Below are 14,327 nucleotides of genomic sequence, written 5' to 3' on the forward strand. Positions count from 1 at the left end.
TGCAAAGCAAGCGACAGCTGACAGTTTGCGGCCTGCCATGGGCCGAGACATCAGCGTCCTGGCAATACCCCGCCCCGTAGGGCGGAGCATGCTGTGTTGCTAGAAACCGCGGCGGTCCACCGACCACAGCAGGCTGGTGCACAGGCTGCACAGCGTGCCGTAGAAGGTGCCGCGGGCACTCTGGTCATCCATCAGCTGGAAGCGGAACCAGGCGGTGCTGGGGCCGCGGTAGGCGCCGCCGTCGCCGACTGGTTCGAAGTGACTGACGTAACGCCGCTCGCCCCAGAACACCGGCACGTTGGCGCGCAGGTAGACCGGCTGGGCATTGAGATAGGGGAATGCGATGGTGTCAGCGCCGCCGGACATCAGGAACATCGGGCCCTGCTGGCGGCGCTGCGAACTGCTGTCGTGACCCAGGCCGATGGTGTAGGGCTGGATCGGCGCCGTGGTGCGCACCCTCGTGTCCTGCCCGGCCATGATCGAACCGCCGCCGCCCTGGGAATGCCCCGAAGTACCGACTCGCCCGGTATTGAGCTTGCCGGCGTAGGTGCCGTAGGGGTTGTTGTTCTCCTGCACCAGATAGTCCAGGCAAGCCAGCATTTCCCGGCCCGTACCGGCGTTGGAGGTTTCCGCCGCCGCCACCACGAAACCGTGGCTGGCCCAGTGCGATAGCAAGCCGGCATAGGTCGACGGCCCGGTACCGGTGCCATTGCCCCAGAGAATCACCGGATGGCGCACGCCGCCCTGCCCCAGGTTACTGGGCCGGTAGATGCGACAGCTCGGCCCCTCGCTCTGGTTGCTGGTGGCGTAGGGACCACTGCGGTCGACATTGGCTACGGTCGGAAATGGCGCTCCCGGAGTGTCCGGCAGAGGAGCGGCCAGAGCGGTGGTGCAGACCAACAGGCAGGCGGCCGCCAGGCCACCGAGTTTCAAGTCGAGCATCGAAGGTTCCTCGTTCCATTGTTGTTGTACGAGTCGCCATCGCCCTGCGAACCACCACATCGGCAGGACGGCGCAGCACACATCCTTGCGCTGGCGAGTGCGGGCGCCGATGAAGCAGAGCGCACCATCACGCAGCCTAGATGACCTGAAGGTCACGCCAGCAGTCGCACGAACGGCGCAACCGGATGAACGGCATCGCACCAAGGAACGACAGCCACCTGCACCGGCAATCAGCCGCGCCTTGGCGCTGCGCCAGTGGCGGGAGTAGAATCGCAGCATTCCTCGCCACCATCCCCTGGCGGGCCCTGAGCACGGGCCAGACGCGCGCCCACCCCGCGGCATCCTGCGGCCCCGCCGAACACACGGGCACCTTCCGTTTGCATCCGGTTCAGTCGACGCTCACCATACGAACATCACCTGATCAGACGCAGGAACCGTGTCATGCCCGATTACCGCTCGAAGACCTCCACCCACGGCCGTAACATGGCCGGCGCCCGCGCCCTGTGGCGCGCCACCGGGATGAAGGACGAAGACTTCAAGAAACCGATCATCGCCATCGCCAACTCCTTCACCCAGTTCGTGCCCGGCCACGTGCACCTGAAGGACCTGGGTCAACTGGTCGCCCGCGAGATCGAGAAGCACGGCGGCGTGGCCAAGGAATTCAACACCATCGCCGTCGACGACGGCATCGCCATGGGCCATGACGGCATGCTCTATTCGCTGCCGAGCCGCGAGATCATCGCCGACTCCGTGGAGTACATGGTCAACGCCCACTGCGCCGACGCCATCGTCTGCATCTCCAACTGCGACAAGATCACCCCCGGCATGCTGATGGCCGCCCTGCGCCTGAACGTGCCGGTAATCTTCGTCTCCGGTGGGCCGATGGAAGCCGGCAAGACCAAGCTGGCCAGCCACGGCCTGGACCTGGTCGATGCCATGGTGATTGCCGCCGACTCGACCGCCTCGGACGAAAAAGTCGCCGAGTACGAGCGCAGCGCCTGCCCGACCTGCGGCAGCTGCTCCGGCATGTTCACTGCCAACTCGATGAACTGCCTGGTCGAAGCCCTGGGTCTGGCGCTGCCAGGCAACGGCTCGACCCTGGCCACCCACAGCGATCGTGAACAACTGTTCCTGCGCGCCGGTCGTCTGGCCGTCGAACTCTGCCAGCGTTACTACGGCGAAGGCGACGAGTCGGTGCTGCCGCGTAACGTCGCCAGCTTCAAGGCGTTCGAAAACGCCATGACCCTGGATATAGCCATGGGTGGCTCGACCAACACCATCCTGCACTTGCTGGCTGCAGCCCAGGAAGCGGAGATCGCCTTCGACCTGCGCGACATCGATCGCCTGTCGCGCAAGGTGCCGCAGCTGTGCAAAGTCGCGCCGAACATCCAGAAGTACCATATGGAAGACGTGCACCGCGCCGGCGGCATCTTCTCCATTCTCGGCGAGCTGGCGCGTGGCGGCCTGCTGCACACCGGGGTGCCCACCGTGCACACGCCGAACATGGCCGAAGCCATCGCCCAGTGGGATATCACCCAGACCCAGGATGAAGCGGTCCATCACTTCTTCAAGGCTGGCCCTGCTGGCATCCCCACCCAGACCGCGTTCAGCCAGAGCACCCGCTGGGACAGCCTGGATGACGACCGCGAGAATGGTTGTATTCGTAGCGTCGAGCACGCTTATTCCCAAGAGGGTGGACTTGCGGTGCTGTACGGCAACATCGCCCTCGATGGCTGCGTGGTGAAGACCGCCGGCGTCGACGAGTCGATCCACGTCTTCGAAGGCACCGCCAAGGTCTTCGAAAGCCAGGACAGCGCGGTCAAGGGCATCCTCGCCGACGAAGTGAAGGAAGGTGACATCGTCATCATCCGCTACGAAGGCCCGAAAGGCGGCCCGGGCATGCAGGAGATGCTCTATCCGACCAGCTACCTGAAGTCCAAGGGCCTGGGCAAGGCCTGCGCCCTGCTCACCGACGGTCGTTTCTCCGGCGGCACCAGCGGCCTGTCCATCGGCCACGCCTCGCCGGAAGCTGCCGCAGGCGGCGCCATCGGTCTGGTGCAGGACGGTGACAAAGTACTGATCGACATCCCCAACCGCAGCATCAACCTGCTGGTCAGCGATGACGAACTGGCCGCACGTCGCGCCGAGCAGGACAAGAAAGGCTGGAAGCCTGCCGCACCGCGCACCCGCAAGGTGACCACGGCACTCAAGGCCTACGCCCTGCTCGCCACCAGCGCCGACAAGGGCGCAGTGCGTAACAAGGCAATGCTGGACGGCTGATTCGTCAGCGCGGCTACCGCAAAAAGCCCGACCTTGAGTCGGGCTTTTTGTTGGCGGAAGGTTTGCATCCGACGCTGCTCGCCAGCAAGCTGGCTCCTGCATCTGTGTACAGGAGTCCATCATGCGCATCGGCCTGATCGCCGACACCCACAACCTGCTGCGCCCCGAGGCGCTGGCTGCGTTGCAGGGCGTCGATCATCTGATCCATGCCGGCGATATCGGCGGGCCGCATATTCTTGCCGAGCTGGAACACATCGCGCCGTTGTCGGTGGTACGCGGCAACAATGATCAGGACAACTGGGCCGACGCCATCCCCGAGCGCCTGACGCTGCGCTTCGGCGCCATCAGCCTGCATGTGCTGCACGACCTCAAGCAACTGGATATCGACCCGGCCGCACAGGGCATCGACGTGGTAATCGCCGGGCACTCGCACAAGCCGCTGCACGAGGAGCGCAACGGCGTGCTCTACCTCAACCCCGGCAGCGCCGGGCCGCGACGCTTCAAGCTGCCCATCGGCGTGGGCATCCTGCATATCGAGGGCGAAACGGTACGCGCCGAACTGATCACGCTACAGGTCTGAAGCCAACCGTAGGGGGGACGACGCTTCATCCGTCCACCGCCTGCCAACCCATGGTGGACAAAAACAGCGTTGTCCACCCTACGCACTGACACGAACCGTAGGAGCGGCTGGGCGGCATTCCGTCTCAGCCGCGATGCTTCGCGCCCTCAAGCCAATCGCGGCTGAAGCCGCTCCTACAAACGCCCCCTGCCTCGTTGCTTGGTCAGGGCTGGCAAAGGCTTACCCCTCACCCTTGAAAAACGCCCCCACCGAGTCCATCTAGGCTGGTACAGCCTTTTCCCCGCCTGATGGAGAATTTCATGACCCTCGACGAGCTCAACGCCATTCCCGGCGTGACCGCCAAGCCCGACGTCGCCACCGCCGACTTCGTCTACAACCACACCATGATCCGCGTGAAGGACCTGCACAAATCCCTGGATTTCTACACCCGCGTGCTGGGCTTCACCCTGCTGGAGAAGAAGGATTTCCCCGACGCCGAGTTCAGCCTGTACTTCCTCGCGCTGATCGCTGACAAGTCGCAGATCCCGACCGACCCGGCAGCCCGTCACCAGTGGCGCAAGTCCATCCCCGGCGTGCTGGAGCTGACCTACAACTACGGCACCGAGAAAGACCCGGAATTTTCCTACCACAGCGGCAACAGCGACCCGCGCGGCTTCGGCCATCTGTGCGTATCGGTGCCGGACATCAAGGCGGCCTGCCAGCGTTTCGAAGACCTCGGTGTGGACTTCCAGAAACGCCTGACCGACGGCCGCATGCGCGACATCGCCTTCATCAAGGACCCGGACGGCTACTGGGTGGAGATCATCCAGTTCACCGAAGTGATCTGATTATCGCGTCCGCGAAACCCGACGAGGGGCTGTCTCCAGCGAGACAGCCCCTTGCTCGTTGAGGGGCTCAACTGACGCCGACATAACGATCTGCCCGGTGATTGATCGCCAGCACCAGATTGAGCATCACCGCCCCCAGCACCGAGAGCAGAACCTTGTCTGGCGACACCACGAAGACGGCCGCCAGCACGATGCTCGCATCGATGGCCATCTGCACGGCACCCGCCCGAAAGCCGAAGCGCTCCTGCATGTACAACGCGAGAATGTTCACCCCGCCCAGACTGGCGCGGTGGCGGAACAACATGAGCAAGCCCAGGCCCATCGCAGCCCCACCGAAAAGCGCGGCATAGACCGAACTGAGGTGGGCGAAGGCGATCCAGTGCGGCGTCAGTTCGGCCAACAGCGAAACCAGCAGCACCGCGCAGCCGGTACGCAAGGTGAAGGCCCAGCCCATGCGCCAGATACCGAGCAGGTAGAACGGCAGGTTGACCAGGCAGAACACCAAACCAAACGGCCAGCCGGCCTGATAGTTGGCCAGAAAGGCGATGCCGACAGTCCCCCCCGTCAGCAAACCCGCATGTGCGTAGAAGGCGATGCCCAGGGCCACCAGAGCGGTGCCGAACAGCAGGGCCAGCGCATCTTCCCAGAGTGGGTGGCGCACGAAGAGTGCAGCGACGGCGTTCGGACGCTCGTCGATGGGCGATTGCTCAGACATGAAGAAACCTGCATCAGAATGCACGAAAGCGGTTGTGGCAGAAGCAAGGCAGTGGCCGTCACGCCGCGCGGGAGAACCTGGCAGCAGAGACGACCGGAAAGATCATTATGGTTATGCGCTGCGGCGTTCCCACACTTCGAAGGCGTAGAACGGCGTCTCGGCCGAAGCCGGATGCTCGACGCTGGAAGTCATGCGCCAGGCCGACTCGTCGATCTCGGGGAAGAAGGCATCGCCAGCAGGGTCGAGACCGACACGCGTCAGGTACAGGCGATCGGCCTGGGCCAGGCCCAGCTCATAGAGCTGCGCACCACCAATCAGCATCAGTTCTTCGGCGCCCTCTTCACGCGCCCAGGCATCGGCGCGCTCGATGGCCTCTTCAAGCGTCGCGAACACCTCGGCACCTTCCAGGGTCAGACCTGTCTGACGGCTGACCACCAGGTTGAGCCGGCCGGGCAACGGGCGGCCGAGTGAGTCCCAGGTCTTGCGCCCCATGATGATGGGCTTGCCGAGGGTCAGCGCCTTGAAGTGCTTGAGATCCGCCGGCAGATGCCAGGGCAGTTGGTTGTCGCGGCCGATCACGCGGTTGTGCGCGAGCGCTGCGATCAGGGAAAGGGGCAGTGTCTTTTTCATGAGCGCGAGCATAGCAGAGCGTCCTGCGCACCCGCAGCCCACCTTTGACTTGCCGAGTGGCGCACAGAACCGTCTAGGCTTGGACCTCTGTAGCAGAATCGTCACCCTTGTCGGTGCACGCTTGGCTTTCCATCCCTGTGCAAGGAGGTACCACCATGTTGACCAAACCGCTTCGCAGCTGGCTGCTCTGCGCCGGCCTGTTGCTACCGACCCTCGGCCTCGCCGCGCCAGCCAAGCCCGACAGCGTGCAGGCCGCCATCGACTGGGCCCAGCAACAGCCTCTGGCGCAGAAGGGCAAGCCCCATGCCGACGCCAGGCCACTGATCATCGCCCACCGTGGCGCCAGCGGCTACGCCCCCGAACACACCCTGGCCGCCTATGCCCTGGCGGTTCTGCAGGGTGCGGATTACGTCGAGCCGGACCTGGTGATGACCCGCGACGGCCAGCTGGTGGCCCGTCATGACAACGAGCTGGGGCTGACCACCGACGTGGCGCAGCGTCCGGAGTTCGCCAACCGCAAGCGCACCCAGACGGTCGATGGCGTCAGCCTGGAAGGCTGGTTCAGCGAGGACTTCAGCCTGGCCGAACTCAAGACCCTGCGCGCCATCGAACGCATCCCGCAGGTGCGCCCGGCCAACCAGCGCTTCGACGGCCAGTTCGAGATTCCCACCCTGCAGGAGATCATCGACCTGGTGAAAAGCCTGCAGCTCAGCCAGCAGCGGGTCATCGGTCTGTATCCGGAAACCAAGCACCCGACCCACTTCCAGCAGATCGGCCTGGCCATGGAGCAGCCGCTGGTCAAGGTGCTCAAGCGCAACGGTTACAACAGCGCCAAGGCGCCGGTGTACATCCAGTCCTTCGAGGTGGAGAACCTCAAGACTCTCAGCCGTATGACCCAGGTGCGCCTGGTGCAACTGCTGTGGACCGAGGGCCAGCCCTATGACCAGCAGGTGCTCGGCACCGGCCTGAGCTACACCCAGATGATCACGCCCAAGGGCCTGAAGGCCATCGCCCGCTACGCCAGCGGCATCGGCCCGGAGAAAGGCATGGTCATCCCGCGCGACGCCGCCGGCAACCTGACCACGCCCACCAGCCTGGTGCGTGACGCCCATGCGGCCAAGCTCAAGGTGCACCCCTACACCTTCCGCGCCGAGAACGTCTTCCTGCCCACCAGCCTGCGCAACGGCAGCGAGCCAGCCGAACGTGGCGACATCGAAGCCGAACTGCGCGCCTTCCTCGCCACCGGTATCGACGGTCTGTTCATCGACCAGCCGGACATCGCCGTGCGTCTGCGCGAACAGCGCTGATTCGCACCGGGACGGATCAGGGGTTATTCTCAACCCCTGATCCGAACGACGAGACGCCGCGTGACAGACGCCTCCTCCCCCACGCCTTTCCAACGCCTCTGGCTCAGCGAGACGATTCGCCTGCGCGAGGATCACGCCGGCCCGCTCGAAGATGCCGAAGCCAATCGCCTGGCCCGTGCCGAGCACGGAGACCTGGCCGAGCGCATCCAGCATCGCGCCCTGTTTCTGGCCCGCAGTGACGGCCAGTGGCAAGCGCTGCTGCACTGGCTGCAAGGCGCGCGCCTGGCCGGCCTGCTACTCGCGCTGCTGGCCCTGCTCAGCGGCTTTGGCCTGGCACTGGCGGCCCTCGGTGACGGGCGCCAGCCGGTCAATGTGTTCTGGGCCCTGGGCAGCCTGCTTGGGCTCAATCTACTGATGTTGCTTGGCTGGCTGCTCGGCCTGCTGCTGACCCGCGACCACCCCGGCGCACTTGGCCGCCTGTGGCTGTGGCTCAGCGAGAAGCTGGCGCGCGACGCCAGCGCCGCGCAACTGGCCCCGGCCCTGCTGCTGATGCTGCAACGCCAGCGCCTGACCCGCTGGGGCCTGGGCCTGATGGTCAACGGCCTGTGGTCACTGGCCATGCTCGCGGCGCTGACAACCCTGCTGTTGCTGCTCGCCACCCGCCGCTACGGTTTCGTCTGGGAGACCACCATCCTCTCTGGCGACACCTTCATCGCCCTGACCCAGGCCGTCGGCGCACTGCCCGCCCTGCTCGGTTTCAGCCTGCCGGATATCGACGTCATCCGCGCCAGCGGCGATGCCGCCATCGCCAGCGAAGCCGCCCGGCAGAGCTGGGCCGGCTGGCTGGTCGGCGTGGTGCTGATCTACGGCCTGCTGCCACGCCTGCTGCTGACACTGCTATGCCTGTGGCGTTGGCAATCCGGCAAAGGCGCATTGCGCCTGGACCTCGAACTGCCCGGCTACGGCCTGCTGCGCCAGCGCCTGCAACCGGACAGTGAGCGCCTCGGCGTCTGCGATCTGGCGCCCGCCGCGCTGCATCAGCCGCAAGGCGGCGCCAGTACCCAAACGGGCAGCGGCGCCCTCTTGCTCGGCCTGGAGCTGGATGACCGCCGCCCCTGGCCGCCGGCGCCACTGCCAAAGGGCGTGGCCGATGTCGGAGTGATCGACAGCCGCGAGCAACGCCGCCAATTGCTCGAACAGCTGACCCGCTTTCCGCCTGAACGCCTGGCCATCGCCTGCGACCCGCGCCGCTCACCGGATCGCGGCACCCTGGCACTGCTCGGCGAACTGGCGCGCTCGGCCTCCGCCACACGCATCTGGCTATTGCCACCCGCCCCCGGCGAAAGCCTGGACAGCGCGCGCCTGGCGGACTGGCACCAGGCAATCGGCACCCTGGGGCTGATCCATGGCGACACGGCGCCGCTGAGCTGGCTGGAGAGCGGGCATGACTAGAAAGCCGCAGGCACACGGCCTTCATGTAGGAGCGAGCTCTGCTCGCGAACCATGGCAAACGGCAAAAGCTTCGCGAGCAAAGCTCGCTCCTACCCCGATGCCCGCTCTGTTGCCTCCGAGCTGCCCGACCGAGCCCACGCCATGAACCAGCCGCTGAAACTGGCCCTGGTCGGCCACACCAACGTCGGCAAGACCTCGCTGCTGCGCACCCTGACCCGTGACGTGGAGTTCGGTGAAGTGTCGCCGCGCGCCAGCACCACGCGCCATGTCGAGGGTGCACGCCTGTCGGTGGCTGGCCAGGCGCTGCTGGAGCTGTACGACACCCCCGGCCTGGAAGACGCCATCGCCCTGCTCGACTACCTGGAGCGCCTCGACCGCCCCGGCGAGCGACTGGACGGCCCGGCGCGCCTGGCCCGCTTCCTCGAAGGCAGCGAGGCGCGCCAGCGCTATGAGCAGGAAGCCAAGGTCCTGCGCCAGCTCATGGCCTCCGACGCCGGGCTGTACGTGATCGACGTGCGCGAGCCAGTGCTGGCCAAGTACCGCGACGAACTGGCGGTGCTGACCATGTGTGGCCGCCCGCTGCTGCCGGTGCTCAACTTCGTCGCCAGCGCCAGCCATCGCGAAAACGAGTGGCGCGAGGCCCTGGCCCGCCTCGGCCTGCATGCGCTGGTGGCCTTCGACAGCGTGGCGCCACCCGAAGATGGCGAACGGCGCCTGTATGAAAGCCTGGCCCTGCTGCTGGAGCGTTCGCGCCCGCAGTTGCAGCGCCTGATCGAGGATCATGAAGCACAGCGCCAGGCCCGTCGTCAGGCCGGCAACCGCCTGATCGCCGAACTGCTGATCGACTGCGCCGCCTGCCGCCGCAGCGTCGCCGCCCAGCAGCTGCTGGAGCAGGCCGCCGTGAGCGAACTGCGCGATGCGATTCGCCAGCGCGAACAGCGCTGCGTCGAAGCCCTGCTGCGCCTTTATGCCTTCCGCAGCAGCGACGCCAAAGCGACCGACCTGCCGCTGCTGGATGGTCGCTGGGGCGACGACCTGTTCAACCCCGAAACGCTGAAACAACTCGGCATCAAGGTCGGCGGCGGCATGGCCGCTGGTGCCGCCACAGGCGTCGGCGTCGACCTGCTGGTCGGCGGTATCACCCTTGGCGCCGCAGCAGCGCTAGGCGCAGTGATCGGCGGCAGCGCGCAAACCCTGCGCAATTACGGGGAAAGGCTGAAAGGAAAACTGAAGGGCCAGCGTGAGCTGACCGTCGATGACGCCGTGCTGCGCCTGCTCGCTCTGCGTCAGCAGCAACTGCTGGCCGCACTGGACGTGCGCGGCCACGCCGCGATGGACGCCATCACCCTCCACGCTCCGCAGGAAACCCTGTGGCGCCAGGGCAAGCTGCCCGCCCCGCTGAACGTGGCGCGGGCGCATCCCGAATGGTCGTCGCTCAACCCCGGCGCACGCCTGGAAGAGGCCGACCGCGCCGAGCAGGTAGAGCGTTTGTGCAGTGAAATCGCCATGCAAGCGGTGGGCTGAAGCCCACCCTACATGGGGCTTCGATATACGCCTGTAGGGTGGGCTTCAGCCCACCTCTCCACCGCCAACACACAAGTAACGGCTACTCCCCAAACTCCCCATCGTCATCGTCCCGACCACCCCAATCTGCCGGCAGGAGCCCACTCGCGACATATCGATGGAAGCTCGAATAAGGCCAGTCACCGACCTGGGTCACCAGACCGTGCTTTACCGGGTTGAAATGGATGTAATCGACATGCCGTGCGAGATCATCCTCATCACGTATGCGGTGCTCCCAAAAGCGCCGCTGCCAGATTCCTTTCTCACGCCTTCTGGATTTGCTGGCGCTGACGGTAGCCATGGCGGGTAACGCGCGCGAGAACTGGCTTTTGATCAATGCCCAGCGCTGGGAATAGTCGTGGTCATCCTCAGGCAGTTCCCATATGGCATGAAGATGGTCGGACAAGACGCAGATGGCGATGGTCTTGAAAGGCATACGCTTGCTGGCCTCGACGTAGACCTAGCGCAACAGGGCAATTTCGTCCACCAGCAATCTGGACCGACGATCAGCGAGGGTGACCGTGAAGAAGTAGGTTGCACCGGCAATCCGTTCGCGGCGGTAGTGGGGCATGGGCAATCCTTTGCCTGTTGGGTGTCGGTGAAGGGGCGGTGGCAAGTGGATCGGTGTTTTTGGTGGGCTGAAGCCCACCCTACGTGTGGGGGCGATACACGCCTGTAGGGTGGGCCGGGCGGGGCTCCGCTTCAGCCCACCAGAGCCCAGCTTACGACCGCTCGCACTCGCCCGGTCTCACACCGCCACCGGCGCCTTGATATGCGGGTGCGCTTCGTAGCCGACCAGTTCGAAGTCCTCGAATTTGAAGGCCAGCAGATACTTCACCTCGGGGTTGAGCTTCATGGTCGGCAGCGGCAGCGGCTGGCGGCTCAGCTGCAGGTCGGTCTGCTCGAGATGGTTGGCGTACAGATGACAGTCGCCGCCGGTCCAGATGAACTCGCCCGGCTGCAGGTCGCACACCTGCGCCACCATCAGGGTCAGCAGCGCGTAGCTGGCGATATTGAAAGGCACGCCAAGGAAGATGTCCGCCGAGCGCTGATAGAGCTGGCAGCTGAGCTTGCCGTCGGCCACGTAGAACTGGAACAGCGCGTGGCAGGGCGGTAGCGCCATCTGCTCGACCAGCGCCGGGTTCCAGGCCGAGACGATCAGGCGGCGCGAGTCCGGGTTCTTCTTGATCATGTCGATCAGCTTGGCGATCTGGTCGATGGATTCGCCGTTGGGCGCCGGCCAGCTGCGCCACTGGTAGCCGTAGACCGGGCCAAGGTTGCCGTTCTCGTCGGCCCACTCGTCCCAGATGCTGACGCCATTGTCCTTGAGGTACTTGATGTTGGTGTCGCCCTGCAGGAACCACAGCAGCTCGTGGATGATCGAGCGCAGGTGACACTTCTTGGTGGTGACGATAGGGAAACCGTCGGCCAGGTCGAAGCGCATCTGGTAGCCAAACACGCTGTAGGTGCCGGTACCGGTACGGTCTTCCTTGAAGGTGCCGTGCTCGCGCACGTGGCGCATCAGGTCGAGGTACTGTTTCATTGTGCGACTCCCTGGGCAGCCTGGCGTTTGTAGGCATGGGCGATCAGGCCCAGGCCGGCGAGAATCATCGGTATGCAGAGGACCTGCCCCATGGTCAGCCAGCCCCAGGCCAGGTAGCCGAGCTGGGCGTCCGGCACGCGGACGAATTCGACAATGAAGCGGAAGATGCCGTAGCACACGGCGAACATGCCGGAAACCGCCATGGTCGGACGCGGTTTGCGCGAATAGAACCAGAGGATGGTGAACAGCGCCACGCCCTCCAGGGCGAACTGATACAGCTGCGACGGATGGCGCGCCAGTTGCTCAGGGTCGGTGGGGAAGACCATCGCCCAAGGCACATCGGTGGCCTTGCCCCACAGCTCGGCATTGATGAAGTTGCCGATGCGGCCCGCCCCCAGCCCAATCGGAACAAGAGGCGCGATAAAGTCCATCAGCTCAAAGAAGCTCTTGCCGTTGCGCTTGCCGAACCACCAGGTCGCCAGCATCACCCCGATCAAACCGCCATGGAACGACATGCCGCCCTCCCATACCCGCAGGATCTTCGCCGGTTCAGCGATGTAGGCGGCAAAGTCATAGAAAAATACGTAGCCCAGGCGCCCACCGAGAATCACCCCCATGGCCACCCAGAACACCAGGTCGGACAGCTTTTCCTTGTTCCAGGTCGCATCGAAACGCGCCAGTCGGCGCGAAGCCAGCCACCAGGCGCCACCGATACCGATCAGGTACATCAGGCCGTACCAATGGATTTTCAGGGGACCGAGGGCGATGGCCACCGGGTCGATCTGCGGATAAGGCAGCATCCAGGACTCCTTAAATGAAAAAACTCAGGCCCACGCTGAACAGCAGCAGGGCGAACAGACGCTTGAGCAACAGTGGCGACAACCGATGGGCCAGGCGCGCACCAAAACGGGCAAAGAACATGCTGGTCAGCGCGATGCCCAGCAATGCCGGGAGATACACGAAGCCGACGCTCCATTGCGGCAGATTCGGATTCCCCCAGCCGGTAAACATGAAACTCAGCGCACCGGCGATGGCGATCGGCAAACCACAGGCCGCCGAGGTTGCCACCGCCTGCTGGATCGGCACGCTGCGCCAGACCAGAAAGGGTACGGTCAGCGAACCACCGCCAATCCCGAAGATCGCCGAAGCCCAGCCGATCACACCACCAGCCACCGTCAGCGTCGGCTTGCCTGGGACACCACGGCTGGCCTTGGGTTTCAGGTCCAGCGCCATCTGCGCGGCAACGACGATGGCGAAAGTGCCGATGATCTTCTGCAGCAACGGCCCCTGAATCAGCGCCGCCGTCATCGCCCCCAGCGCGGCACCGAGCAGGATACCGAGAGTCAGCCAACGAAACAGCGGCCAACGCACCGCACCCTTGCGATGGTGCTCGAGCAACGAATTGATCGAGGTGAAGACGATGGTAGCCAGGGAAGTGCCCACTGCCAGATGGGTGAGGATCTCCGTTGCCATACCCTGGGAAGTGAAGCTCAACACCAGTACCGGCACGATGATCAGGCCGCCACCCACGCCGAACAGACCAGCCAGCACACCGGCAGCCGAGCCCAGCACCAGGTAGAGCAGCAGTTCCATCGGCACCCCCAAAAACAAAGCGGCATGGTAGCGGAAATGCCTCCTCAACGGCACACGGATCGACGGAACGGTTGCCGCCTGCGGCTCAGCTCGCTAGCCTGCCAGACTCCGTCATTGGAGGAATGCGCATGTGCCTGATCGTCTTCGCCTGGCAGCCGGAAAGCCCGACGGTGCTGCGCCTGGCGGCCAATCGCGACGAGTTCTATGCGCGCCCCAGCGCAGCACTGAGTGAATGGCCGGATGCGCCTGGCGTATTCGCCGGCCGCGACCTGCAAGCTGGAGGCACCTGGCTCGGCGTCACCGCGCAAGGCCGCTTCGCCGCACTCACCAACATCCGTGACCCGCAGCAAAAAGCCGGCCCGCGCTCACGCGGTGCGCTGACGGCCAACTACCTGCTGGGCCAGGACTCGGCGCCGGTCTATCTCGACAGGATCATGCGCGAAGCCACAGAGCATGCCGGCTTCAACCTGCTGTTGGGCGACCGCCATCAGCTCTGGCATTTCAACTCCCAGGAAGGACGACCTCGGCAGCTGCAGAGCGGCATTTATGGCATGTCCAACGCCAGCCTCGACACGCCCTGGCCGAAGCTGCTGCGTGCCAGAAATGCCCTGAGCGATAGGGTCGAGAGCGAGGATGAAGCGCTACTGGAACTGCTGAGCGACAGTAGCCAGCCGGCCGATCATCTGTTGCCGGACACCGGCGTAGGGCTGGCGACGGAACGCGTACTGTCGAGTATTTTCATTACCACTGCTACCTATGGCACCCGCGCCAGCACGGTGCTGAAGCTTGGCAGAGATGGCAGTTGGAATATCACCGAGCGCAGCTTCGGCCCGCAAGGCGTCGTGCTCGGCGAGGTCGCGTTACGCGGGTAGCCCGGATGCAATCCGAGGTAACG

The 14,327-nt window shown here is 64.9% G+C and carries 13 protein-coding genes and 1 pseudogene; 7 read left to right on the forward strand and 7 right to left on the reverse strand.

Translation table 11 applies throughout. From position 1 onward, the window contains the following. Window positions 1-99: 99 nt before the first annotated feature. Window positions 100-942: a poly(ethylene terephthalate) hydrolase family protein gene (locus BLR77_RS17385; RefSeq protein ID WP_074680088.1), complete on the reverse strand. Its 843-nt coding sequence runs from the start codon at window positions 940-942 to the stop codon at window positions 100-102. 441 nt (window positions 943-1,383) lie between these two features. Here BLR77_RS17385 and ilvD point away from each other — a divergent pair, with 441 nt between their 5' ends. From ilvD to gloA, 3 genes are all read left to right on the forward strand, one after another. Next, window positions 1,384-3,222 (forward strand): dihydroxy-acid dehydratase, encoded by a 1,839-nt coding sequence (gene ilvD, locus BLR77_RS17390; RefSeq protein ID WP_074680091.1) that lies wholly within the window; start codon window positions 1,384-1,386, stop codon window positions 3,220-3,222. Between the two features lie 121 nt (window positions 3,223-3,343). Then, the gene (locus BLR77_RS17395) at window positions 3,344-3,802 is read left to right on the forward strand and encodes a metallophosphoesterase family protein (RefSeq protein ID WP_074680094.1); all 459 of its coding nucleotides are present in this window, start codon (window positions 3,344-3,346) and stop codon (window positions 3,800-3,802) included. A gap of 299 nt (window positions 3,803-4,101) precedes the next feature. Next, complete coding sequence (gloA, locus tag BLR77_RS17400) at window positions 4,102-4,629, forward strand: lactoylglutathione lyase (RefSeq protein ID WP_074680096.1); 528 nt, start codon at window positions 4,102-4,104, stop codon at window positions 4,627-4,629. A gap of 67 nt (window positions 4,630-4,696) precedes the next feature. Here the strand turns inward: gloA and BLR77_RS17405 are convergent, their stop codons facing one another. Both BLR77_RS17405 and BLR77_RS17410 read right to left on the reverse strand, forming a co-directional pair. Continuing rightward, complete coding sequence (locus tag BLR77_RS17405) at window positions 4,697-5,344, reverse strand: YitT family protein (RefSeq protein ID WP_074680099.1); 648 nt, start codon at window positions 5,342-5,344, stop codon at window positions 4,697-4,699. Window positions 5,345-5,455: 111 nt separating this feature from the next. Further along, entirely contained in the window at window positions 5,456-5,986 is a 531-nt protein-coding gene (locus tag BLR77_RS17410) for a dihydrofolate reductase (protein ID WP_074680102.1), read from the reverse strand. A 143-nt stretch (window positions 5,987-6,129) separates the two neighbouring features. Here BLR77_RS17410 and BLR77_RS17415 point away from each other — a divergent pair, with 143 nt between their 5' ends. The 3 genes from BLR77_RS17415 to BLR77_RS17425 all read left to right on the forward strand — a co-directional run bounded on the left by BLR77_RS17415 (window position 6,130) and on the right by BLR77_RS17425 (window position 10,257). Further along, entirely contained in the window at window positions 6,130-7,281 is a 1,152-nt protein-coding gene (locus tag BLR77_RS17415) for a glycerophosphodiester phosphodiesterase (protein ID WP_074680105.1), read from the forward strand. A gap of 60 nt (window positions 7,282-7,341) precedes the next feature. After that, a complete protein-coding gene (locus tag BLR77_RS17420; protein WP_074680108.1) occupies window positions 7,342-8,733 on the forward strand; it encodes a DUF2868 domain-containing protein in 1,392 nt (463 codons plus the stop codon). A 141-nt stretch (window positions 8,734-8,874) separates the two neighbouring features. Then, the gene (locus BLR77_RS17425; RefSeq protein WP_074680111.1) at window positions 8,875-10,257 is read left to right on the forward strand and encodes a GTPase/DUF3482 domain-containing protein; all 1,383 of its coding nucleotides are present in this window, start codon (window positions 8,875-8,877) and stop codon (window positions 10,255-10,257) included. An 82-nt stretch (window positions 10,258-10,339) separates the two neighbouring features. Here the strand turns inward: BLR77_RS17425 and BLR77_RS17430 are convergent. The 4 genes and pseudogenes from BLR77_RS17430 to BLR77_RS17445 form a co-directional block, all read right to left on the reverse strand. Continuing rightward, a pseudogene (locus BLR77_RS17430) lies at window positions 10,340-10,867 on the reverse strand (REP-associated tyrosine transposase). A gap of 177 nt (window positions 10,868-11,044) precedes the next feature. Then, the gene (locus BLR77_RS17435; RefSeq protein ID WP_074680114.1) at window positions 11,045-11,839 is read right to left on the reverse strand and encodes a thymidylate synthase; all 795 of its coding nucleotides are present in this window, start codon (window positions 11,837-11,839) and stop codon (window positions 11,045-11,047) included. After that, on the reverse strand, window positions 11,836-12,639 hold the full coding sequence (lgt, locus tag BLR77_RS17440; RefSeq protein WP_074680116.1) for a prolipoprotein diacylglyceryl transferase: 804 nt from the start codon (window positions 12,637-12,639) through the stop codon (window positions 11,836-11,838). Before lgt ends, BLR77_RS17435 begins: the two co-directional genes overlap by 4 nt. Before the next feature lie 10 nt (window positions 12,640-12,649). Further along, entirely contained in the window at window positions 12,650-13,432 is a 783-nt protein-coding gene (locus BLR77_RS17445; RefSeq protein ID WP_074680272.1) for a sulfite exporter TauE/SafE family protein, read from the reverse strand. 128 nt (window positions 13,433-13,560) lie between these two features. On the opposite strand from BLR77_RS17445, the gene BLR77_RS17450 reads away from it, so the two are divergent. Next, window positions 13,561-14,304, forward strand: coding sequence for an NRDE family protein (locus BLR77_RS17450; protein ID WP_074680119.1), 744 nt, complete (start codon window positions 13,561-13,563; stop codon window positions 14,302-14,304). Window positions 14,305-14,327: the final 23 nt, after the last annotated feature.

Origin of the sequence: Ectopseudomonas alcaliphila, from assembly GCF_900101755.1 — a bacterium.
GTDB classification, from domain to species: Bacteria; Pseudomonadota; Gammaproteobacteria; order Pseudomonadales; family Pseudomonadaceae; genus Aquipseudomonas; species Aquipseudomonas alcaliphila.